Origin of the sequence: Heliorestis acidaminivorans (assembly GCF_008933955.1) — a bacterium.
Taxonomy (GTDB): Bacteria; Bacillota; Desulfitobacteriia; order Heliobacteriales; family Heliobacteriaceae; genus Heliorestis; species Heliorestis acidaminivorans.
Genome location: NZ_WBXO01000007.1, coordinates 38,225 through 60,824 on the forward strand (window position 1 = coordinate 38,225; position 22,600 = coordinate 60,824).

23 protein-coding genes are annotated in these 22,600 nt (G+C 40.1%); all 23 read left to right on the forward strand.

The features are described 5' to 3' along the window. The first annotated feature begins 11 nt into the window (after positions 1-11). Positions 12-1,019, forward strand: coding sequence for a type I glyceraldehyde-3-phosphate dehydrogenase (gene gap / locus F9B85_RS09770; protein ID WP_151620387.1), 1,008 nt, complete (start codon positions 12-14; stop codon positions 1,017-1,019). 105 nt (positions 1,020-1,124) lie between these two features. Further along, positions 1,125-2,312, forward strand: coding sequence for a phosphoglycerate kinase (locus F9B85_RS09775; RefSeq protein ID WP_151620389.1), 1,188 nt, complete (start codon positions 1,125-1,127; stop codon positions 2,310-2,312). Between the two features lie 43 nt (positions 2,313-2,355). Next, the gene (gene tpiA / locus F9B85_RS09780; RefSeq protein WP_151620391.1) at positions 2,356-3,111 is read left to right on the forward strand and encodes a triose-phosphate isomerase; all 756 of its coding nucleotides are present in this window, start codon (positions 2,356-2,358) and stop codon (positions 3,109-3,111) included. Positions 3,112-3,126: 15 nt separating this feature from the next. Then, positions 3,127-4,710 carry a 2,3-bisphosphoglycerate-independent phosphoglycerate mutase gene (gene gpmI, locus F9B85_RS09785; protein ID WP_151620393.1) on the forward strand — a complete coding sequence of 528 codons (1,584 nt, stop codon included), beginning with the start codon at positions 3,127-3,129 and terminating at the stop codon, positions 4,708-4,710. A 17-nt stretch (positions 4,711-4,727) separates the two neighbouring features. Beyond that, complete coding sequence (gene eno / locus F9B85_RS09790; protein ID WP_151620395.1) at positions 4,728-6,014, forward strand: phosphopyruvate hydratase; 1,287 nt, start codon at positions 4,728-4,730, stop codon at positions 6,012-6,014. A 155-nt stretch (positions 6,015-6,169) separates the two neighbouring features. Continuing rightward, positions 6,170-6,391 carry a preprotein translocase subunit SecG gene (gene secG, locus F9B85_RS09795; RefSeq protein WP_151620397.1) on the forward strand — a complete coding sequence of 74 codons (222 nt, stop codon included), beginning with the start codon at positions 6,170-6,172 and terminating at the stop codon, positions 6,389-6,391. A gap of 129 nt (positions 6,392-6,520) precedes the next feature. Then, complete coding sequence (gene tatB / locus F9B85_RS14920) at positions 6,521-6,922, forward strand: Sec-independent protein translocase protein TatB (protein ID WP_279237757.1); 402 nt, start codon at positions 6,521-6,523, stop codon at positions 6,920-6,922. A 75-nt stretch (positions 6,923-6,997) separates the two neighbouring features. Continuing rightward, complete coding sequence (gene smpB / locus F9B85_RS09805) at positions 6,998-7,465, forward strand: SsrA-binding protein SmpB (protein WP_151620399.1); 468 nt, start codon at positions 6,998-7,000, stop codon at positions 7,463-7,465. A 209-nt stretch (positions 7,466-7,674) separates the two neighbouring features. After that, complete coding sequence (locus F9B85_RS09810) at positions 7,675-7,881, forward strand: DUF1657 domain-containing protein (protein ID WP_151620401.1); 207 nt, start codon at positions 7,675-7,677, stop codon at positions 7,879-7,881. A 105-nt stretch (positions 7,882-7,986) separates the two neighbouring features. Further along, positions 7,987-8,193 (forward strand): DUF1657 domain-containing protein, encoded by a 207-nt coding sequence (locus F9B85_RS09815; RefSeq protein ID WP_151620403.1) that lies wholly within the window; start codon positions 7,987-7,989, stop codon positions 8,191-8,193. A gap of 33 nt (positions 8,194-8,226) precedes the next feature. Beyond that, positions 8,227-9,087 (forward strand): DUF421 domain-containing protein, encoded by an 861-nt coding sequence (locus tag F9B85_RS09820; RefSeq protein WP_151620405.1) that lies wholly within the window; start codon positions 8,227-8,229, stop codon positions 9,085-9,087. A gap of 9 nt (positions 9,088-9,096) precedes the next feature. Beyond that, the gene (spoVAC, locus tag F9B85_RS09825) at positions 9,097-9,576 is read left to right on the forward strand and encodes a stage V sporulation protein AC (protein WP_151620407.1); all 480 of its coding nucleotides are present in this window, start codon (positions 9,097-9,099) and stop codon (positions 9,574-9,576) included. Between the two features lie 2 nt (positions 9,577-9,578). Then, on the forward strand, positions 9,579-10,592 hold the full coding sequence (spoVAD, locus tag F9B85_RS09830; protein WP_151620409.1) for a stage V sporulation protein AD: 1,014 nt from the start codon (positions 9,579-9,581) through the stop codon (positions 10,590-10,592). Between the two features lie 15 nt (positions 10,593-10,607). Continuing rightward, the gene (gene spoVAE, locus F9B85_RS09835; protein ID WP_151620411.1) at positions 10,608-10,961 is read left to right on the forward strand and encodes a stage V sporulation protein AE; all 354 of its coding nucleotides are present in this window, start codon (positions 10,608-10,610) and stop codon (positions 10,959-10,961) included. Positions 10,962-11,066: 105 nt separating this feature from the next. Next, positions 11,067-11,510: a YhcN/YlaJ family sporulation lipoprotein gene (locus F9B85_RS09840; protein ID WP_151620413.1), complete on the forward strand. Its 444-nt coding sequence runs from the start codon at positions 11,067-11,069 to the stop codon at positions 11,508-11,510. Between the two features lie 233 nt (positions 11,511-11,743). Continuing rightward, on the forward strand, positions 11,744-12,706 hold the full coding sequence (locus tag F9B85_RS09845) for a substrate-binding domain-containing protein (RefSeq protein ID WP_151620415.1): 963 nt from the start codon (positions 11,744-11,746) through the stop codon (positions 12,704-12,706). 173 nt (positions 12,707-12,879) lie between these two features. After that, positions 12,880-14,412 (forward strand): sugar ABC transporter ATP-binding protein, encoded by a 1,533-nt coding sequence (locus F9B85_RS09850; protein WP_151620417.1) that lies wholly within the window; start codon positions 12,880-12,882, stop codon positions 14,410-14,412. Next, a complete protein-coding gene (locus F9B85_RS09855; protein ID WP_423245055.1) occupies positions 14,372-15,349 on the forward strand; it encodes an ABC transporter permease in 978 nt (325 codons plus the stop codon). The genes F9B85_RS09850 and F9B85_RS09855 overlap by 41 nt, the downstream gene beginning before the upstream one ends. A 36-nt stretch (positions 15,350-15,385) precedes the next feature. Next, positions 15,386-16,327: a sugar kinase gene (locus tag F9B85_RS09860; protein WP_151620425.1), complete on the forward strand. Its 942-nt coding sequence runs from the start codon at positions 15,386-15,388 to the stop codon at positions 16,325-16,327. 20 nt (positions 16,328-16,347) lie between these two features. After that, on the forward strand, positions 16,348-17,199 hold the full coding sequence (locus F9B85_RS09865) for a tagatose-bisphosphate aldolase subunit GatY (RefSeq protein ID WP_151620427.1): 852 nt from the start codon (positions 16,348-16,350) through the stop codon (positions 17,197-17,199). Positions 17,200-17,211: 12 nt separating this feature from the next. Further along, positions 17,212-18,147, forward strand: coding sequence for a 1-phosphofructokinase (gene pfkB / locus F9B85_RS09870; RefSeq protein WP_151620429.1), 936 nt, complete (start codon positions 17,212-17,214; stop codon positions 18,145-18,147). 33 nt (positions 18,148-18,180) lie between these two features. Next, on the forward strand, positions 18,181-18,903 hold the full coding sequence (locus F9B85_RS14925; protein WP_151620430.1) for a GntR family transcriptional regulator: 723 nt from the start codon (positions 18,181-18,183) through the stop codon (positions 18,901-18,903). A 160-nt stretch (positions 18,904-19,063) separates the two neighbouring features. Next, positions 19,064-22,486 carry a chemotaxis protein CheB gene (locus F9B85_RS09880; protein ID WP_151620432.1) on the forward strand — a complete coding sequence of 1,141 codons (3,423 nt, stop codon included), beginning with the start codon at positions 19,064-19,066 and terminating at the stop codon, positions 22,484-22,486. Positions 22,487-22,600: the final 114 nt, after the last annotated feature.

The window sequence follows — 22,600 nt, forward strand, 5'->3', positions numbered from 1 at the left end:
GATTTTACAATATGACAGTCCGTGTGGGGATTAATGGATTCGGTCGTATAGGTCGTCTTGTGGCAAGAATCGCTTTAGAACGGGATGATATCGAGGTAGTTGCCATTAATGACTTAACGGATGCGAAAACCAATGCCCATCTATTAAAATATGACTCTGTTCATGGTACAGTAGATGGCAACGTGGTGATTACACCAGAGGGTTTTGAAATCAACGGTAAGTCTATCAAAGTTTTCGCTGAGAAAGATCCAGCCGCAATCCCTTGGGGCGATGTGGGTGTTGACATTGTCATTGAATGTACAGGCGTATTTACTGACGGTAATAAAGCAAAAGCCCATCTCGAAGGTGGCGCCAAAAAAGTTATTATCTCTGCACCTGCCAAAAATGAAGATAAGACTATCGTCATGGGTGTAAACGAAGGAGAATACGATCCTGCTCAGGACCATATTGTCTCCAATGCTTCCTGCACAACGAACTGTCTAGCTCCTGTTGTAAAAGTGATTGACGATCAATTTGGTATTGTCAAAGGCTTAATGACAACCGTACATGCGTATACAAATGACCAGAAGATTCTAGATCAGACTCATAAAGATCTACGCAGAGCACGTGCTGCAGGGATGTCTATCATTCCTACTACAACTGGAGCAGCCAAAGCGATTGGCAAAGTCATCCCCAAACTAGATGGTAAGCTCAATGGTTTTGCCATGCGCGTGCCAACGCCTAACGTATCGGTTATCGATCTAGTCATCCAAGTAAACAAAAAGACAACTTTAGAAGAAGTCAATGGAGCTCTCAAAGGGGCGGCTGATGGACCTCTAAAAGGGATCTTAGCTTATACGGAATTGCCTCTCGTGTCTCGTGACTTTAACGGCATGGTCGAGTCTTCTGCTATTGATGGACTTTCTACTATGGTTATGGATGGAGATATGATCAAAGTTTTGGCTTGGTACGACAATGAATACGGTTATTCTTGCCGTTTAGTTGACTTAGCCGCTTATATGGTTCAAAAAGGTTTTTAATTGCAAAATTTTTAATTGCAAAATTAAGCATAAGAGACTCCCTCTCAGCACGAGCGGGAGTCTTCTTGGGTGTAATAAAATACAAAACAGGAGGTACCGGGGGGCATGAATAAAAAGAGTGTTCGCGATGTGGACGTAAAAGGTAAGAGCGTTCTTGTGCGTGTAGACTTTAACGTACCTGTGGATGAGAGAGGCGTCATTACTGATGATACCCGTATTCGTGCTGCCCTACCTACCATCCAATATTTAACACAAGAAGGGGCCAAGGTCATCTTGGCCTCTCATTTTGGTAGACCTAAAGGTAAAGTAAATGAAAAAGAAAGACTGACCCCTGTAGCAGGCCATCTTGAGAAACTGCTCTGTCAACCTGTACAAAAGATGGACGATTCTGTTGGTCCAGAAGTTGAAAAAGCTGTCCAAGCCATGGCACCAGGTCAAGTTATTCTGCTAGAGAATGTTCGTTTCCACGCAGAAGAAGAGAAAAATGATCCTCAATTTGCTAAAGAGCTAGCCAGCTTAGCTGACATTTTTGTTAACGATGCTTTTGGGACAGCGCATCGAGCACACGCTTCAACAGCTGGAGTAGCAGACTATATACCTGCAACAGCTGGTTTCTTAATGGATCGAGAAATCAGCTATTTAGGTCGACTCTTATCAGCGCCGGAGCGTCCATTTGTAGCAATTATGGGTGGAGCTAAAGTAGCTGACAAAATTGGTGTAATTGAAAACTTAATGGACAAAGTGGACTGTCTGATTATCGGTGGAGGCATGGCCAATACCTTCATCTATGCTCAGGGACATGAAGTTGGTAAATCTTTATGTGAAAAAGACAAGGCAGAGTTGGCTTTAACAATTCTAAAAAAAGCAGAAACAGCGGGAGTGCGTATCCTATTGCCTGTTGATGTTGTTGTTGCAGAAAAACTAGAAAGCAATATAGAAACAAAAGTATGCGACGTTACAGCTATTCCCAAGGATCAAGTGGCTCTTGATATAGGCCCTGAAAGTATAAAAGTTTTTGCTCAAGCCTTAGCAGAAGCCAAAACTGTCGTCTGGAACGGACCAATGGGTGCTTTCGAAGTAGCTCCTTTTGATCAAGGAACTATCGGCGTTGCTCGTGCAGTAGCTGAAGTAAAAGGTCAAAAGATTATAGGCGGAGGGGACTCCGTAGCGGCCGTTGAAAAGGCTGGTATAAGTAACAAGATGACTCATATATCAACTGGTGGTGGTGCTTCCCTTAAGTTTTTAGAAGGTAAAGACCTCCCAGGTGTAGTTGCCCTTAATGATAAAGAGTAACTTAGGTAGCTAGATAAAAGCAATCAAATAGGTGGTGTAGCCCATGCGAGTACCAGTACTTGCCGGTAACTGGAAGATGTATATGACGCCTACAGAAAGTCAGTCTATGATTGACCAGCTAATACCTTTGATTGAAGACCTGCAGAACCGCAAAGTAGTCCTCTGTCCACCATACACATCCCTTTCTGTTCTAAGCAAAGCCATCGAAGGTAGTCCTATTCAATTAGGAGCGCAGAACATGTATCCTGTAGATGAAGGGGCTTTTACGGGCGAAGTTTCTCCTAAAATGCTACAAGCCTTGCAGTGTAGCTATGTCATCATTGGTCACTCTGAAAGAAGGCAGTATTTTGGAGAGACAGATAGCTCAGTTGCTGAAAAAACGCTCAAAGCACTTCAATATAACCTAACGCCTATCGTCTGCGTTGGTGAAACCTTAGAACAAAGAGAAGAAAAATTAACTGAACCAACCATAGAGATTCAAATCCGTAAAGGCCTAGCGCCTTTAGTAGCGGGACAATTTGAAAAAGTGATAATTGCTTATGAACCTGTTTGGGCTATCGGAACAGGAAGAACAGCTTCCCCTGAAGATGCTCAAGATGTCTGTGCTTTTATTCGAACCATAGTAGCTTCTATAGCTGGTGATGAAGCACAGAAAGTACCCATTCTCTACGGTGGTAGTGTAAAGCCAGAAAATATTAAAGAGCTTATGAGTCAGCCAGACATTGATGGTGCTCTTGTTGGAGGAGCTAGTCTGAAGGCAGAGTCATTTGCTCGCATTGTTCGCTTTGAGGAACAGTAAGGAAGTGAAGCTTCATTGACAGCAAGGCAGAAACCTGTAATGCTCCTCGTTTTAGACGGATGGGGATTACGTGATGAAGAAGAAGGCAATACTCTCAAAATTGCTTCTATAGAGACATTCAAGCAACTGTGGGAGGCTTATCCCCATACAGCCATTGAAGCTTCGGGAGAAAATGTAGGCCTTCCTGCTGGCCAGATCGGCAACTCAGAAGTAGGTCACCTCAATATTGGTGCTGGTCGAGTCGTATATCAGGAACTAACGCGCATTTTAAAATCAATTGCAACAGGCGAAATACAGCAAAATGCTGTTCTTTTGCAAGCTATAGACCGAGTAAAAAACAATAAGAACGACAGAGAGCGTAGCCTTCACTTTATTGGCTTGCTCTCTGATGGTGGTGTTCACAGTCACATCGACCATCTTTTTGCCATGCTCGATTTAGCCGTCCATCGAGGGATAAAAAACATTGTAGTCCATGCCTTTTTAGATGGTAGGGACGTGCCACCTGCTAATGCCGCTCAATATATAAAAGCCCTTGAGCACAAACTTCAAGAATTAGGCTGTGGAGTTATTGGTTCTATCAGCGGCCGCTATTATGCGATGGATCGGGACAACCGCTGGGAGAGAACGGAAAAAGCCTGGAAAGCTCTCGTTCACGGCCAGGGTGAGCAAGCTTTTTCTGCTTTAGAAGCGTTACAAAAAGCTTACGATGCTGGTAATACAGATGAATTTGTTTTACCGACCGCTCTGATGAATCAGCAAGGAGAGCCTCAAGGAAATATTGGTAGAGATGATTCTGTTATCTTTTTTAACTTCCGAGCTGATCGTGCTCGACAACTAACTCGTGTTTTTATAGAAGAAAGCTTTGCCGACTTTGACCGAGCTGTAGAAGAATTTAAGCCCCATTTTGTTTGCTTGACACAGTATGACATTAACTTTGACGCGCCTGTCGCTTATATGCCACAAAACCTTCATAATACTTTTGGTGAAGTAATTTCTTCTGCTGGCTTGAAGCAATTGCGTATTGCTGAGACAGAAAAATATGCTCATGTCACTTTTTTCTTCAATGGAGGCGTAGAAGAGCCCAATGAAGAAGAAGATCGACTACTCATTGCATCCCCTAAAGTGCCAACTTACGATTTAGAACCTGCTATGAGTGCAGGGCAGGTCACGGAAGAAGTAGTCTCCAAAATCAAAGCTGGTACTTATGATGTAATTGTCATGAACTTGGCCAACCCAGACATGGTTGGTCATACAGGGGTATTGAAGGCGGCTATAGAAGCAGTAGAAGAAGTGGACAAGAGTCTAAAGAAAATTGTATCAGCAATTTTGGAGCAAGAAGGTATTCTGATCATTACGTCAGATCATGGAAACGTAGAAATGATGATTGACCCTAATGATGGAGGACCTCACACTGCTCATACAACTAATCCTGTGCCTGTAATCTTAGTAAGTCGGCAATATAAAGACAGCAAACTGCGCGCTTCAGGAGCTTTAGAAGATATTGCTCCTACCATGCTCGACTTGCTTGGGTTGCCCATTCCCCCTGAAATGACAGGACGATCTCTGCTTTCGCTTGAACTAGAAGAGTGTGAAATATAGAAAGTGAGGAACATTTCATGTCAATTATTACAGAAGTATATGCTCGTGAAATTCTCGACTCTCGAGGCAATCCTACAGTTGAAGTAGATGTATATCTCGAAGATGGCACTATGGGTCGCGCGGCCGTACCTTCTGGTGCATCTACAGGTGCATACGAAGCTGTTGAATTACGAGATGGCGATCAAGAACGCTACTTAGGCAAAGGTGTAAAAAACGCTGTTGATAACGTAAACACGGTAATTGCCCCCGAATTGATTGGCTTTGATGTAACAACACAAATGGAAATTGACAATATGCTCCTAGAGTTAGATGGCAGTCCAAACAAAAGCCGCCTAGGTGCTAATGCTCTGCTAGGCGTATCTATGGCTTGTGCCAAAGCAGCGGCTCAATATGTAGGCTTACCCCTTTATCAGTACATGGGTGGTGTTTTTGCACGAGAACTGCCTGTACCGATGATGAACATTCTAAATGGTGGTCAACATGCTGATAACAACGTAGACATTCAAGAGTTTATGGTTATGCCTGTTGGTGCTTCTAGCTTTTCAGAAGGACTACGTATGGGTACAGAAGTATTTCATGCACTGAAAAAAGTCTTGAAGAGCAAAGGCTTAAATACAGCTGTTGGTGATGAAGGTGGATTTGCTCCTAACTTAGGCTCTAACGAAGAAGCCTTGCAGGTAATTATGGAAGCCATCAAAATAGCTGGCTACGAACCAGGCTCAGACATATTGCTAGCTCTTGATGCGGCGGCTTCTGAGTTCTATAAAGAAGGTCAATACCATCTAGAAGGAGAAGGTAAAGTAAAAAGTTCTGCTGAGATGGTTGATTTCTACGAAGATCTAGTTAATCGTTACCCGATTATCTCCATTGAAGATGGTTTAAATGAAGATGACTGGGAAGGCTGGCGGCTTTTGACAGAACGCATTGGCAAGCGTGTACAACTAGTCGGTGACGATCTTTTTGTTACCAACACAGTAAAACTCAAAGAAGGTATAGAAAAAGGCGTTGGTAATTCGATTTTGATCAAAGTGAACCAAATTGGAACAATTACAGAAACTTTAGCGGCTATTGAAATGGCCCGCCGCGCAGGTTACAGTGCTGTCATCTCCCATCGTTCTGGTGAAACAGAAGACGCAACTATAGCTGATCTGGCTGTAGCTGTTAATGCAGGTCAGATAAAAACGGGTGCACCTTCGAGAACAGACCGTGTAGCTAAGTACAACCAATTGCTTCGCATTGAAGAAGAGTTAGACGAAGTAGCTCTTTACCGCGGTAAGGAAACTTTCTTTAACCTTGCTCGATAGAAAAAAGTAAAAGCGAAAGACTCTTCTCCTCAGGAGTCTTTCGCTTTTTTTCCTTCTCATTTCTAATTAAGTTGTCATAGTCATATCAATATGCTAAAATTCTATTGTTATGCTCTAGTATTGAATGGTTAACTTCGCCAAGGAGGTGTAAAAATATGGCAACCATCGTTATTGCTTTGCATGTGATTTCTAGCATTGGTTTGGTTGGTTCCATTGTTGCTCAGTCCGGTAAAAGCGCAGGCTTATCTGGAGCTATCGCAGGTGGTGCTGAGACATTTGTAGGTAAGAAGAAAGGCTTAGACGATCTGCTAGGCAAACTGACAGTAGTTTTTGCAGTTCTCTTCTTAGTGAGCGCTCTCGGACTCTCGTTGATCTAAGATTAGCAAATCTCCTTCATATGGTTAGAAGAAAACACCGGCCCATAGAGAGACCGGTGTTTTTTCTATGGATCAAGAGAACTGTGGTATAATGGGACAAAGGTAGAGGCAAGAAAGGAGTTAGTGGCTGTGCTGACATTAGGTTTTCTCAATATTGGCTTTCCTGAACTAATGCTCATTCTCGTCCTTGCTTTAATAGTCTTTGGACCTAGCAAGCTACCGGAGATTGGACGCAGTATTGGAAAAGGATTGACAGAATTTCGTAAAGTTACAGAAGGTGTAAAATCGCAAATGGATGAAGCTATGAAACCTGTTAAGGATATAAAGTCTGATGTTGATGAAGTGACCAAACCAATAGAAGAGATCAAAAAAGCTACAAGCAATCCCGTGAGCTATGCTACAGAGAAACTTCTAGGAGACAAGGAAAGCGCTGTAGAAGAAGACAATAAGAAAACAGAAAAAAACAATAGTTCTCAGGAAAAAGACAATAAATCTCAAGAAAAAAAGTCTGAAGAAGAGCATAAGTCATAACCCATCTTAAGGTCTTTAAACTGTTGCAAAAGACATAGAAAATATTTTCTATGGAGAAAGGAACGGAAGCATAAAATGGGTGAAGGACGTAAAGTAATCTGTGAAAATCGACGTGCCCGACACGACTATCACATTGAAGAAACTTATGAAGCTGGTATGGTTTTAAAAGGCACAGAGATTAAATCACTCCGGAGTGGCAAAGGTAACTTGAAAGATTCTTTTGCACGTGTCGTAGAAGGCGAAGTTATTCTCTACAACATGCACATAAGTCCTTTCGAGCAAGGAAATCGTTATAATCATGAGCCAACACGCAATCGAAAGCTCCTCCTCCACAAAAGCGAGATTCGTAAGCTCCAAGCGGCAGTTCAACAAAAAGGACTAACCTTAGTACCACTGCGAATCTACTTAAAACGAGGCATGGCCAAACTGGAACTAGCCATTGGTAGAGGCAAAAAACAATATGACAAGCGGCAAGATATTGCCAAAAAAGATGCTCAACGAGAAATGGCTCGCGCTGTGCGAGAAAGGGAAAAAGGGCAGTAAGAAAAGCACCTGTAAAATTGCAGGTGCTTTTCTTTTTTTTGCAAATTAATTTAATAATTAGCTAAACAAACCATAGTGTACTCCTAATGGTATCCATTATAAAGTTATGAACTCATTACCATGCATCACAGCTCTCTTTAAAAGAAAATCTATCGTTGAGGTAATTTAGTTACTTCACAATTTAAAAACGTCATAAGGAGTGGTAATTAATGACTGTAGGAAGTCAAATAAAAACAACTGTAGCAGGTCTTAAAAGTGCTGTTGGTAGCTTAGAACAGTTTGCTTTGCAGACGCAAAACAAAAAAGCAAAAGATCTTTTTACATCTTCTGCGCAACAAACACAAACTATTGTTGATCAACTCGAAAGCAGAGTAAAAGAGATTGAACAAGAAGAACCTCAATATAAAGGTTTTTAAGTGAAGGAATTTTAAGTGAACGAAAGTTCTCAAGTAGAAGCAGTGGACCGGGTTAATGATGCCCGGTTTTCCTTACATAAAAAAAAGGAAGAGAGGTGAAAGAGATTGACTGTCAGCAGTCAAGTAAAACAAACCTTAGCCAGCCTTAAAGGCTCTCGAGCAACCTTGGAAACTTTTGCTACTGTAGAAGAAAATGAAGAAGCTAAAGAAACTCTAATCCGTAATCGAAAAAGGCTTGATCAAGTGATTGATAAGTTTGAGCAAAGGCTATCGGAATTGGAATTCGAAGAACCGGAATACAAAGGGTTTTAATAAAATCCTTTTTTTCGATAAGGAGCATTGCCTATGCCAGAATGGTTGATTTTCTTAGCACGAGCAACTGCAGTTTTCCTACTAACGCTTTTTTTGGTGCGCATCATGGGGAAAAGGCAGACGTCGCAAATGACCTTTTTCGATCTGATTACTGCCATTGTAATTGGTGTACTGGCCGCTTCTTTTACCCTTAATCTAGCTGGCAATATGACTGGAACATTTATCGCTCTACTCGTCTGGACAGCTTTACCATTAGCTATCTACTTTCTATCTATCAAGTTCAAATCTGTTCGTGATGTCGTGCAAGGTAAGGAAACCATATTAATCAACCACGGAAGAGTTTTGGAAGATAAGCTAATGGAAGCTAGGATGACACCAGAAGATCTTTTAAGCCAACTTAGAAGAAAAAATATTTATAAAGTGGCTGATGTGGAATTTGCTGTTCTAGAACCGAGTGGCGAAGTCAGCACTATGTTAACCAAAGCCCAACAACCTTTGACGCCTAAAGCTATGGGTTTGCAGGTAGGGCAAGAAAGCGTTCCCCAAACAGTTATTCTAGATGGCGTAATAATGGATGAGGCGCTTACAGCTATGGGCTTAAATCGTCACTGGATGCACGAAGAGCTTGAAAAAATCGGTGTAGCTCCAGAAAACGTTTTTATTGCTCAAGTAGATTCAGTGGGACAAGTCTATGTCGATCTTTTTGACGATGTAGTCAACGTGCCTAAACCGAAAACGAAAGAATTACTGCACGCTATACTAAGAAAATGTCAGGCTGATTGTGAGCTTTATGCTTTAGCAACAAAAAACGAAAAAGCTAAGCAAATGTACACAGAAACTTCGAAAACAATGACCCAAGTTGTAGCTGAACTAGAACCTCTGTTAAAACGATGAGGTGGTAAGATGTCCAATAAGAAAAAGAAAAAATTAACACCGACTCAACAGGAATACCATGATTTTGCGAAGATGCGAGAACCAAAGCGACCAATTCTTAAGAATTGTCTTTGGGCTTTTTTTGTAGGAGGATTCATTTGCCTCCTTGGACAAATAATCCAAAACTTTTTTCTTTGGAATTTTGAATTTAACGAAAGAACGGCAGGCGATCCGACTGTTGCCATCTTGATTTTAATATCTGTAATTCTCACATCTATTGGTGTTTATGACCATATTGCGCAACGAGCAGGTGCAGGAACTGCAGTACCAGTAACAGGCTTTGCTAACTCCATAGCTTCCGCCGCTATTGAACATCGCTCAGAAGGTTATGTTCTCGGCTCAGGTAGCAAAATGTACAAGTTGGCCGGCTCTGTAATAACCTTCGGTGTTGTCGCCGCTTTCGTAATTGCTTTGATTAAAACGACCATAACCCTTTTGGGAGGGTCTTAACAATGTTAAAAGGACATCAAACCTGGCTCTTTGACAACAAGCCTGTTATTTTGTCTACAGGCGTAGTGGGAGGGCCTTTTGAAGCAGAAGGACCACTAGCTGAAGATTTTTCACTGCTCCATGGCGATATTTACGTAGGTCAAAAAAGCTTTGAAAAAGCAGAACAGAAAATGCTAGAAGAAGCTTGTGAGATAGCAATAAGAGATGCAGGACTAGAAAAAACAGATATTCAGTTTTTTTTCAGTGGCGACTTGATGAACCAAGATATTTCTAGTAGCTTCACAGCTCGAACCTTAGCAGTACCTTATCTAGGTATCTTCGGGGCTTGTTCCGCATCTATGGAAGGACTGGCTATGAGCGCACTATTAGTTAATAGCCGCGCCGCTAGGTATGTTCTATGCGGTACTTCTAGTCATAATGCGGCAGTAGAAAAACAATATCGCTATCCGACTGAATATGGCTCACAGAAACCACCAACGGCACAGTGGACTGTAACAGGAGCCGCCGCGGCTTTGTTAGGCCCAGAAGGAAGAGGTCCTAAAGTAACTTCAGCCACCCTCGGTCGCGTCGTTGATATGGGCTTAAGCGATCCTTTTAATATGGGCGCCGCTATGGCACCGGCAGCAGCTGATACCATAACAGCCCACTTTCGAGACCGTAACATTAGACCAGAAGAGTATGACTTGATCGCAACTGGAGATCTAGGCATTGTAGGCCATGATATCTTGCGCGATCTTTTAATCAAACACCGCATGGGTATATCAGAAAAAATCTTAACAGACTGTGGATTGCTTATCTATGATCGTGAGAAAACACCCCTTGTTATGGCCGGAGCTAGCGGCTGTGCTTGCTCTGCTACGGTGACTTATGGACACATATTAAATAGAATGAAAAAGGGAGAGTTAAGAAAAGTCCTTATCGTTGCTACTGGAGCGCTACTTTCTCCCATCTCTTATCAACAGAATGAATCTATTCCCTGTATCGCCCATGCCGTTTCTATAGAATACGAGGCCTAAGGAGGTTAGGGGAAAGTGGAGATCTATTTCTGGGCTTTTCTCGTTGGAGGCTTAATTTGTGTAATTGGACAACTTATGTTCGATCTAGCCAAATTAACACCAGCTCATACTATGTCCATATTAGTTGTTGTAGGTGCTATCTTAGGGGGACTAGGCTTATATGAACCTCTCATCGACTTTGCTGGAGCTGGTGCAACAGTACCGATTACAAGCTTCGGTAATGCCCTTGTCAAAGGAGCATTACAAGAAGCAGAAAATACAGGCCTTGTCGGTATTCTAACTGGTATCTTCGAAGTTACTAGTGCTGGTATTTCGGCGGCCATTATTTTTGGTTTTATTGCGGCTTTGCTCGCTAAACCGAAAGGGTAGGAAATGAGGTGAAAGCGAGTGTCTAGAATTAAGAGCTCAAGCACTCTCAAGAGAAACAGTATTAATATAAACAGCCTAAGCACCAAGAGAAAAAAGATTCTTTTAATGCTAATCGTAACACTTACTCTGCAACCCTTGTTGACAGCTTGTGGCATTCCTGCGCAGAGAAAAGCAGTAGAATTTCATAGCAATATTAGCGGACAGCCTGTTATATATCGACCTGATCGAGTGGAAGAAATAAAAGAAATTGCCATGACCGTAGAAGGTGTTGAAGATAGTACGGCTGTTGTAATCGATAGAGATATTTCTACGGCAATAAAAGTAAAAGGCTTTGACCGCTTGCGCTTGCGTAGCATACGCAATCAGATCGCCGAAAAGGTTTTAGAGCAAGATGAGTATCAAGGTTATCGTATTCACGTAACGACAGACCGTAAAATATTTCAACAAATTCGACAAATAGAAACTCAACAAGGTGAAGAGGAAGCAATCATTACACCAGAGATAGAGGCAAAAATACGTAAGATTAATCAGCAAATCGATAAGCTTTAAAATACCTACTACTTTAAAAATACCTACTATATGATAAATCTCGTTAAAAAGCTTGAAAGGACTGAGAATAGTTAGGCATAAGCCGACTAACTTCTCAGTCCTTTTTGTGCCGCCAGCAAGCCGTTATAATAAAAAGTTATAACAAACACAAGAGAAAAGGTATGGACGTCCGTACCAGTTGTCTATATAATCTAGCTATAGCGGCAACTTTCACAAAGCAAGGAGGATTTTTCATGAAGAAGAAGCTAAGCTTACTACTGATTATTGTCATGGTAGTAACAATTCTAGCGGGCTGTGGAACAACTTCAACAAGTGACGACGGTGAAAAGCAAATTCGAATTGGTGCCTCCATCTTAACACAATCTCACCCCTTTTACGTATCCATTAAAACAGCTTTAGAACAAGAAGCAGTAAACCAAAATGTAGCTCTAGACATTTCTGTTGCAGATCAAGATTTAAACAGACAAATTTCAGCTATTGAAGACTTTATCAACAAAGGCGTTGACGCTATCATCATCACACCTGTAGACTCCGATGGCGTAAAAGGTGCTATCTTAAAAGCTCAAGCGGCTAACATTCCCGTTGTTACTGTTGACATTCGCGCAAATGATGTAGAAGTAGGATCGCACATCGCTACAGATAACTATAGTGGTGGTATGATTGCCGCTGAAGCCATGGCTCAATACTTAGATGGTGTTGGCGATATTGGCTTGATTACATATCCAGAAGTACAATCGGTACGCGATCGAATTGATGGTTTCAAGGAGATTTCTGCTACTCATGAAGGCTTGAAAATTGTTGCAGAATTGCCAGGTCGTACTCGTCAAGAAGCCAAGTCTGCTTCTGAAGACATGTTAACAAGCAACCCTAACTTAAAAGGTATTTTTGGTTTTGGTGATGATATGGCTATTGCCGCTAACGCCGCCATTACGGAAAGAAACTCTTCCGCTATTGTCGTTGGTTTTGACGGATTAGAAGAAGCTAGAAACTCTGTAGACGTAGACAATGCTTTCAAAGCTGTAGTTGTACAATACCCTGAAAAAATGGGCTCTTTAGGTGTTATCAATGCTGTGAAACTAGCTAAGGGAGAAGCAGTAGACAAAGAAGTTCCTGTTACTCCTGGTCTCTATATTTACGGCAAAGGCTTTGTTGATGTGGCAGTAGAAAATGGCAAAGTAATCGTTGATGTTAAATAAAAAGTAAAAAGGATAACTGAATAGACCAAAAACTGAAGAAATATCGCTAACGATATTTCTTCAGTTTTTTACAAAGCTTTATTCTTTTTACTTAAGAGCTTTTTATGAGGCACTCGTTCGGACCAGCTTTTGAACGCCTAGCCAACTTTTGAACCGAAGGGAGTGTTTGTAAAATGACAGATACAATTCTGAAAATGAAAGGCATAAAAAAAGTTTTTCCTGGTGTTGTTGCTTTAAGTGGCGTCGATTTAGAGCTTGAAAAAGGCCAAGTCTTAGCTTTGCTAGGGGAAAATGGTGCCGGTAAGTCTACATTGATGAAAATCTTATCAGGATCTTATAAACCTGATGGCGGAGAAATTTTCATTAAAGGTAAGAAAGTTGAAATCAAAAACGTAAACGATGCTAAAGAACTAGGTATCAGCATTATCTATCAAGAGTTGAGCTTATGCCCTAATTTAACAGTTGCCGAGAACATCTATGCCTTTCAAGAACCAACTCGATTTGGTCTCATAGATGACAGGAAAATGATTTCCATGACTCAAGCGCTCTTCGATGAATTGGAAATTGATATTGATCCCAAGGCGGTCGTAAAAGATTTGTCCATCTCCAATCAACAAATGGTTGAAATTGCCAAAGCTTTATCAACTAAGCCTGATATCATCATTATGGATGAGCCTACATCGGCACTCAGCAGTAAGGAAACAGAAAAACTCTTCAAAATCATTAGTAAATATAAAAGCGAAGGCACTGCCATGGTTTACATATCCCATCGCATGGAAGAAATTTTTGCCATAACTGATATCATTATGGTTTTGCGCGATGGACAATACATTGGAACAGTAGAAACAGCCCTAACCACATCTGAAGAATTAATCAAAATGATGGTAGGACGAGAGATGGATCAAGTCTATCCTCATAAAGACTTTTCCTATACAAAAGATGAAAAGTTATTCGAAATAAAAAATTACACCAAAAATAAGTTCTTCTATGATATCAATCTTTATGTACGACCTGGAGAAATATTAGGCTTATACGGCCTGATGGGTTCAGGTAGAACAGAAATAGCCAAAGGTATTTTTGGGATTCTCAAAAAAGATAGTGGCGAAATGTGCTTACATGGTAAGCCAGTAAAAGTTAATGATCCTTATTCAGCCATTGAAAATAATATCGCTTTTGTCACAGAAGACAGAAAGCATGAGGGGCTTGTCTTAACAGCAGGTGTCTATGAAAACATCACTATGGCTAATCTGAGTAGTTTGCTTACTAAGTTTCGGCTCTTAGATACCCAAAAAGAAATCAATATTACAGAGAAGCAAATTGATGATTTGCGAATCAAGACGCCTAGCTTCAAACAGACCGTTAATAAACTAAGTGGTGGTAACCAGCAAAAGATTGTATTAGCTAAATGGTTTGAAACAGAACCAGAAGTCTTAATTTTAGATGAACCGACCCGTGGTATTGATGTCGGTGCTAAATATGAAATTTACAAACTGATGATTGATTTAGCTAGAAAAGGTGTAGGAATTATTATAATCTCCTCAGACTTGCCGGAAATTTTGAATGTATCAGATCGCCTATTAGTAATCAATAAGAAACGCATCATTGCAGAACTAGATCCAAAAAGTACTACGCAAGAAGAAATAATGACCCACATTATTGGAAGAGGTGATCAATTTGGACAAGCTAAGCAATCTGATAAAGAATAGAAAAATAGCAAAAAGCTATAATGGTGTCTTTCTGGCCTTGATCGGATTGATAATTCTATTCTCCTTTTTAAGCCCGCACTTTCTACAAACTAACAACCTCTTAACGATATTAGCACAAGTATCGATTATAGCTATCCTTGCTTACGGTATGACTTTTGTCTTAATGATTGGAGAGATTGATCTTTCTGTTGGCTCAATTGTAGCTCTTTGTGGAATTGTACTAGGTGTTATGTTATCAAGTGGGCAAAGCGCTTTTGTGTCAATTGTTATCGTATTAGTTGTGGGTGCTCTAGCAGGACTACTTAACGGTATGATTAGTGCCAAATTCAGAATCCCCACTTTTATAGTTACTGTTGCTACCATGGGGATTTTTCGTGGAATTGGTTACGCCATCACCGATGCTAGGCCAATCCAAATAGATAACCCCTTTATCTTGTATCTAGGTAATGGTAAGATTTTTGACTTGATACCTGTACCTGTTGTAATTGTGCTACTCTTGCTGATTATTGCCCATGTCGTACTTTCCAAAACGAAGTTTGGTAGACAAGCGAAGATTGTAGGCGGCAACCGCGTCGCTGCCGAATATGTAGGCATTAATATCAAAAGACTGCAAATGAAGATCTTCATGATCACAGGTTTGGCCGCCGCAGTAAGCAGTATCTTACTTAGTGCACGGCTGTACTCGGCTCAACCGAACGTAGCTGTAGGTTATGAACTTGATGCTATTGCCGCAACAGTTCTAGGAGGAACGAGCTTATCAGGTGGTTATGGAACGGTAATCGGTACTTTTATCGGTGCTTTGATCATGGGTGTGATCAACAATGGTATGAACTTAATCGGGATGCCCTACTTTTATCAACAAATCGTCAAAGGATTGATTATTATCATCGCCGTCTATATTGATGTAAGAAATAAAGAGCGGTTGTTAGCAAAATAACATAACTTAAATCAACATAGGGAAGGGCGTAAGCAAATGGCACAAATCATTACAATCGGAGAAATATTGGTTGAAGTAATGACCAAAAAAGTGGGACAAAAATTTGACCAAGCTGGTGAATTTGTTGGTCCTTTTCCCAGTGGAGCACCAGCTATCTTTATAGATCAAGCGGCTCAATGTGGCAGTTCTGCCATGATTATATCAGCTGTGGGAAAAGATGATTTTGGTAAATTGAATCTTACTCGGCTGGAGCAAAATGGTGTAGATATATCCAGGATTAAAGTACTTGATGATGAAACGACAGGCGTTGCTTTTGTAACTTATTATGAAAATGGTGATCGTGACTTTATTTTTCATATTGCTAAGGCCGCTTGTGGTGCTGTTGATGAAAATGACATTACGGAAGAGCTATTCCTAGAATGCAATTATTTTCACATCATGGGTTCGGCAATTTTTAACGAGCCTATCTATAAAGCAATTATAAAAGGTATGGAATTGGCGGCTCACAATGGCTCTTTGATTACTTTTGACCCTAATGTAAGAAAAGAAGTGATCAAAGATGAAGAAAAACGCAGAAAGCTTGTCCATATCCTCAATGAATCACAAATAATTTTAGCTGGTGAAGATGAGCTCTACTACCTTACTGGTGAAGCAGAGGAAGAAAAAAGTGTTAAAGAACTATTAGCTCAAAAAGCAGAAATAGTGATTATAAAAAGAGGACGTCTTGGCGCTTCCATGTATACCAAAGAAGGAGTTACCCATGTAGAAGCCTATCCTGTAAAAGAAGTCGACCCCACTGGAGCGGGCGATTGTTTTGCAGGCACTTTTGTCTCTGCTATTAACCAAGATATAGTGCCGATTAAGGCACTTCGCTTAGCTACTATTGCTGGCGCTAAAGCTGTTACCCAAAAAGGGCCTATGGAAGGAAACAGCACATTAACTGAATTGAGCGAAATCTACAAAGCTTTATATAAGTAAAAAAGAAAAGTGGTGATAGAATGTTGATTTCAACGAAAGAAATGTTACTTACAGCACAGAAAAAAGGCTACGCTGTACCAGCTTTCAACATACATAACCTCGAAACAGCATTAGCTGTTGCTCAAGCGGCAGAAGAAATGAAAAGCCCTCTGATCTTAGCGGCTACACCAGGTACATTACGATTTAATGGTAGTCCCTATATATCTGCCATTATCAAAGAAATGAGCCAGCACTTTATGATTCCGCTAACCTTCCACTTAGATCATCACGAGTCTTTTGAAGATATAAAAGACTCCGTCGATCTGGGCTGTCGTTCTGTTATGATCGATGCTTCCCACTTATCTTTTGAAGAAAACATAGCAAAAGTACAGCAAGTTGTTCAATATGTCCACGCCCTTGGAGGGACTGTAGAAGCAGAATTAGGCAGGATCGGTGGCGTAGAAGAGGACCTTGTTGTAAGTGAAAATCAAGAATGTTATACTGATCCAGAGAAGGCCAAGGAATTTGTAGAAAGAACAGGTATAGATTCCCTAGCTATCGCCATCGGGACAGCCCATGGCTTATACAAAGCAGAACCGAAGCTTGACTTTGCAAGACTAGTTGCTATAAGAAAAATGATAGATGTACCACTGGTGCTACACGGTGCTTCCGGTGTCCCGGATCAGAGTCTGCTCAAAACGGTGGAGTTAGGCATCTGTAAAATAAACATTGCCACAGAATTAAAAATCCCCTTTAGCCAAGCTATCCGTGAATTTTTTATTACTAATCCCGAAGAAAACGATCCTCGAAAGTACTTTTTGCCAGCCAAAGAAGCGATCAAAAAAGTAGTGAAAGAGAAGATTCTTCTCTGTGGAAGTCAACAGAAGGCATAGAGAGGGTAGGCCATGATTGTAACAATTACGCTTAATCCGGCCGTCGACACTTGTTATTATGTGAGCTCTTTTCTACTTGGAGAAACAAATCGAAGTGATCAATACGTAAAAACAGCTGGTGGTAAAGGGCTAAATGTATCGAAAGTACTTAAACAACTTGGTGCAGATGTAATTGCTACAGGTTTTTTAGGCGGCACAACAGGGCAATTTATTGCAGAAGAAGTACAAAAAAAGTCCATCATCTCTCGCTTCACGCAATGTAAAGAAGATACAAGAAACTGTATTGCCATCATAGATCAAGCAGGCCAACATACAGAAATGCTAGAAAGAGGCCCTAAGATTACAGAAGAGGAAGCGAAAAAGTTTTTTCAAGATTTAACGGAATTGTACAAGTTACGGGAGATTCAAGCAATTGTGGCTTCCGGTAGTATTCCAGCAGGTCTAGGTAAAGATTATTATTGTCACCTAATCAGAGAAGCTAAGTTCAGAAAGATCCCTTTTATCTTAGATACAAGCGGAGATGCTCTAAAAGAAGCAATCCAAGCAGAGCCCTACCTTATTAAGCCCAACATATCAGAAGTAGCAAGTCTCTTAGAGAGAGAAATTAGAACAGAAAGAGAAGTTTTATTAGCTCTACAAGATGAAAAACTAAGAATTATACCAAACATAGTTATATCCCTAGGTGCAGGTGGCGCTATGGCAAGATGTGACAAGGAAATCTATAAGGTAATAATTCCTACCATAGAAGTCAAAAGCCCTGTAGGTTCAGGTGATGCTATGGTGGCAGGTATGGCTTATGAGATAACAAAGAAAAGTACTAACGAACAAGTCTTACGTGTCGGTACTACTTGTGGCATACTCAACGCTATGCATGTGGAGACAGGTTATATCGATATAGAAAAATTCAACATGCTCTACAAGGAAGTACAAATTATTAGATTGAATTAAAAGGCTATGTTGAAGCATCCGGGGGTGATACCTATGATTGATAAGAACTCAAAATTTCCGATCTACTATCAAATTGAGGAATGGCTAAAAGGTCAAATTGAAAGCAATCTTTTTCAGATTGACAAACTTATTCCATCGGAAAGAGAGCTTATCGAGCAGTGGGGCGTAAGCAGACATACGATACGACAAGCAATAGGCAACCTTGTAAATCAAGGTTACTTGTATCGTATCCCCGGGAAAGGCACATTTGTAAAAGATAAAAACTTAATCAATAAAGAGAACCGATATACAAGCTTTTCTGAAGATATGGCTTATCTAGGTAAAGAACTAGTTAATAAAGTACTCTTTCTTGAATATGATGAAGCATCGAAAAGCATGGCCAACCGTTTAAATATTCGAGAAAAAGCTCCAATTATAAAAGTAAAAAGAGTCAGAATCGTTGATAATGTTCCTATCTCCTATGAGATGATCTTTATTGCCAAAGAACTTATCTCGCAAATAGATGAAAGAATAGCCGCAGGCTCATTTATGCAATATTACGAGAAGGAAATGAATCTCAAAATTGCTTATGCTAAAGAAACGGTGGAGTCCGTAATAGTTACAGAAAAAACAGCTCAGCTCTTAAAGATACCTAATAATTCTCCTCTCTTGCTAGTAAGAACAAAATTATTTGCCGACGATGGCCAGCAAATACAATATAGTAAAAACTATTTTCGTGGTAATAAATATAAGTTTTCAATTAAACTATATCGCTAGCTGTAACTGCTAGATGCTTTTGTGGAAGAGCTCTTAAAAGGGGCTTTCTTTTTTTGTCTTTTTTATTTTTGTGCAGGAAAAAAGTAAAGAATGAAGAATGTTCAAACAATGAACAAGTTTGCGTGTGTAAAATTTTACCACCTGCTAAGGGGGGTTATAGATGACCGAGGAAAAAATAGAAGCCCTGAAAGACGATCTCTGGGTACTTGTTATTGGTGCGTCGGCCGGTGGCTTACGTGCTATCCAAGAAGTATTGAGCACATTACCACCTAATGATAAATTAGTCGCTTTCGTTGTTCAGCATTTATCGCCACGATATCCCTCTCACTTAACGTCTATCCTGCAACGGACGACAACAATGAAAGTGAAAGAAGCAACAAATAACGAAATCATCAAAGGCGGCACTATCTATGTAGCCATGCCGAACCATCATTTAATCATACAGGAAAATCAAATTATTCTTGATGCCGAATCAGAAAAAGTGAAATTTTCCCGTCCTTCTATTGATGTTTTGTTCGAATCAGCGTCCCATGCCTTTGGTAACCAAACGATAGGACTTATTCTATCAGGCACAGGATCAGATGGAAGCAATGGAATTGTGACTATCAAAGAAAATGGTGGCTTTACCATTGCTCAAGAATCGAGCAACAGTTGTTACAATGCAATGCCTCAAAACGCCATCAATACAGGTGCTATTGATTTCGTACTTCCTCTGCACGAAATCTCCAAAGTTATTTCACAGATCATTGAAGATCCAGAAGCTGTTCGCAAAGAGCTAACCGTAGACGAGCATATAGAAATTATAGAATTGCTAAGAAAAAACTTAAAAATCGACTTGTTTAACTACCGTCGCTCTACTTTCAAGAGGCGCATTCGCAAGCGAATGGGGCATTTGCACATCACAAGTATCAAAGACTACATTGGATACTTGAGGAAAAACCCCAAGGAAATGGAGCAACTTCACAATGAGTTACTGATCAATGTTACGCACTTTATGCGAGATGAAGAAGCTTTCGCATCATTGCGTAGCAATTGTCTAGAACCACTTATTGAACAAAAAGAAGAAGAAGAAACCTTGAGAGTATGGTCAGTGGGGTGTTCTACGGGGGAAGAAGTCTATTCTGTTGCTTTTTTAATTGCTGATATAATAGAGGAAAAGGGCAAAAAGTTAGAAGTCAAAATTTACGCTACCGATGTTGATGAATCAGCTGTCTTAGAAGCACGGCGAGGCCAATACGATCACACTAAAACAGAAACGATTCCGAAAAAATATCAAGAAAAGTACATGTTGAATTATGGTAGCTATAGTAAAGTAAAAAAAGAAATACGCTCTTGGGTCGTCTTTGGTGTACAAGATGTGACTAATTCCGCTCCAATTGCTAAAGTGGACCTTATTATATGTCGTAATCTACTTATATACTTTGAAAAAGAGCTACAGAAGAAAGTCCTAAAAAAACTTCACTATGCTCTCAATCCAGATGGCTATATGTTCTTGGGTAAGTCAGAAACAACATCTATTCTACCTAATTATTTTAGAGTTATTGACCGACGCTGGAGACTTTATCAGACTTGCTTCTCCATGCATCGTCAAGCCAAAAATAACTGTCATATTAATAATTCAGATAACTTGGCTACCAACATAATTACCAACATAAGGCGTAATGTAGAAGGTAATGGAGCTAACCAGAATAACTTTTTGGCAACCAGTCCTAGTGAACTGATCATCACCAATATAAATGAAAGAAAAGCGTCTCTAAAAAATATTTTTGATAAATCAGATGATGATGTAGGAGAAGCTTTACAACGTGAGGAATTACAGGCCGCTAATGAAGAATTAGAAACGGCTATAGAAGAGCTACAAGCGGCTAACGAAGAGCTAGAGACTACTAATGAAGAACTAGAGTCATCTAATGAAGAACTAGAAACACTGAATGAAGAATTAGAAGCCGCTAATGAAGAACTAGAAACAATGAACGAAGAAATGGAAGTTAGAGCGCTAGAGCTTCAGACTGTATCTAGCTTGAAGAACAGTGTGCTTTCTAGCTTAAACGTAGCTATTATTGCAGTTGACTTAGAAGGCATTGTGATGGAATGGAATCCAGCGGCGGCTCATCTTTTTGACATTCCTTCTTATCGAGCATTGCAACGCAACTTTTTTGCTTTAAATATACCAACTATTTTTGATGATTTGAAAAAGTATTTAGAGCTTTGTACTTGTGGTGAAGAAGTTCCTGTCTCTAGAACTGTCGTGACCTGGCAACGCAAAAAACTTAATATTGATTATGTACCTCTCCTGAAGGAATATAGCTCCGTACTAGGCTTGTTAATTGTGGCCTACGACATTACAGAGCAATATGATCTACAGGAAAAAATACAAATTGCATTGTCGAAAGAACATGAACTGGTAGAAGAACTGGCTGAGGCCAAAGCAAATGCAGAAAAAGCAAATCACTTGAAGACACAATTTATTGCTGAGCTTTCTCACGATCTGAGAGGCTCATTAAATGTTATCTTAGGCATGAGTCAATTAGGTATAGAAACTTCCCCTGATAGTTCCATGTCAGAGACAGATTATATAGCTGAGCAGAGATCATTATTTGATACAACTTATAAAGCGGCAGAAAACCTCAATGATCTATTGAATCAAGTGCTAGAGCTATCATCTATTGAATTAGGTAAGAAAGTCATTGAAAACAAGGTCTTCTCCGTACCACAGCTTTTAGAGCAGGTTAACGTGATCATTGCCTATAAGGCTAAGCGCAACAAAATAGAATATCTAGAAAATAATGAAGTACCAGAAGAGTACTTGATAGAATGCGATTTCTCCAAGCTTTGCCAAGTACTCCTGAACCTCCTAGATAATGCGGTAAAATATTCAAAAGCTCAGGGAAAAGTCTTTTTTACAATTAAAAAGCAAGACGATCAATTAGTTTTTGTAGTAAAAGATCAAGGAATAGGAATGTCAGCTGATACAATCCAGCAGATATTTAAACCTTTTTATAGGAACAGAGATGTAAAAGCTCTCTATGGTTCAGGATTAGGAATGACGATAACACAAAAACTAATTCAAGCTATGCAAGGTGCTATAAAGATTGACTCTAAGATCGATGATGGAACGACTGTTACAGTTACTATACCTGTACGTTACTTGCAAAAGATGTCAGAAAAAAGTCAGCGGTCAGACCCTATTTCTATGGATAAATTAAAAGATAAAATCCATGGTATGAAAGTGCTTGTAGCTGATGAAGATGCTGTTTCCGTCATGCTCTTACGCCGTCTCTTTACTTCCCTAGGAGCTCAGGTTAATGTTGTTGCTAATCTAGTCGCCGCTAAGGCACAGATCGAAGCTGTTCGGCCAGATCTGATCATGATGGAGTTACAATTTTCTGATGGAGATGGCAAAGAGCTAATTAATAGTCTTTCCCTAGAAAAAGAAAGACTGCCCAAAATGATAGCCATGACCAGAGAGCTGATCACAGCTCCTTTATGTGATGAATGGACGGTTTGGACTGATGACCTCATCGGAAAACCACTATCTCTTGAATCAATCTATAGTTCTTTAGAGAAAGTTTTAGCAGAATAAAAGACTATACGCAATTAGGCTTGCTTGCGAAAAAATATAAAATATTAATAGAAAAGCATAAAGAAAAAAGTGTGAATATCTGTTAAAATGAAGTAAAGTACCTCTGCGATAGGT

Coding starts and splice junctions, on each gene's coding strand:
- gap (WP_151620387.1), top strand. CDS start 12: ATGACAGTCCGTGTGGGGATTAATGGATTCGGTCGTATAGGTCGTCTT.
- F9B85_RS09775 (WP_151620389.1), top strand. CDS start 1,125: ATGAATAAAAAGAGTGTTCGCGATGTGGACGTAAAAGGTAAGAGCGTT.
- tpiA (WP_151620391.1), top strand. CDS start 2,356: ATGCGAGTACCAGTACTTGCCGGTAACTGGAAGATGTATATGACGCCT.
- eno (WP_151620395.1), top strand. CDS start 4,728: ATGTCAATTATTACAGAAGTATATGCTCGTGAAATTCTCGACTCTCGA.
- secG (WP_151620397.1), top strand. CDS start 6,170: ATGGCAACCATCGTTATTGCTTTGCATGTGATTTCTAGCATTGGTTTG.
- smpB (WP_151620399.1), top strand. CDS start 6,998: ATGGGTGAAGGACGTAAAGTAATCTGTGAAAATCGACGTGCCCGACAC.
- F9B85_RS09810 (WP_151620401.1), top strand. CDS start 7,675: ATGACTGTAGGAAGTCAAATAAAAACAACTGTAGCAGGTCTTAAAAGT.
- F9B85_RS09820 (WP_151620405.1), top strand. CDS start 8,227: ATGCCAGAATGGTTGATTTTCTTAGCACGAGCAACTGCAGTTTTCCTA.
- spoVAC (WP_151620407.1), top strand. CDS start 9,097: ATGTCCAATAAGAAAAAGAAAAAATTAACACCGACTCAACAGGAATAC.
- spoVAD (WP_151620409.1), top strand. CDS start 9,579: ATGTTAAAAGGACATCAAACCTGGCTCTTTGACAACAAGCCTGTTATT.
- F9B85_RS09840 (WP_151620413.1), top strand. CDS start 11,067: ATGCTAATCGTAACACTTACTCTGCAACCCTTGTTGACAGCTTGTGGC.
- F9B85_RS09845 (WP_151620415.1), top strand. CDS start 11,744: ATGAAGAAGAAGCTAAGCTTACTACTGATTATTGTCATGGTAGTAACA.
- F9B85_RS09850 (WP_151620417.1), top strand. CDS start 12,880: ATGACAGATACAATTCTGAAAATGAAAGGCATAAAAAAAGTTTTTCCT.
- F9B85_RS09860 (WP_151620425.1), top strand. CDS start 15,386: ATGGCACAAATCATTACAATCGGAGAAATATTGGTTGAAGTAATGACC.
- F9B85_RS09865 (WP_151620427.1), top strand. CDS start 16,348: ATGTTGATTTCAACGAAAGAAATGTTACTTACAGCACAGAAAAAAGGC.
- pfkB (WP_151620429.1), top strand. CDS start 17,212: ATGATTGTAACAATTACGCTTAATCCGGCCGTCGACACTTGTTATTAT.
- F9B85_RS14925 (WP_151620430.1), top strand. CDS start 18,181: ATGATTGATAAGAACTCAAAATTTCCGATCTACTATCAAATTGAGGAA.
- F9B85_RS09880 (WP_151620432.1), top strand. CDS start 19,064: ATGACCGAGGAAAAAATAGAAGCCCTGAAAGACGATCTCTGGGTACTT.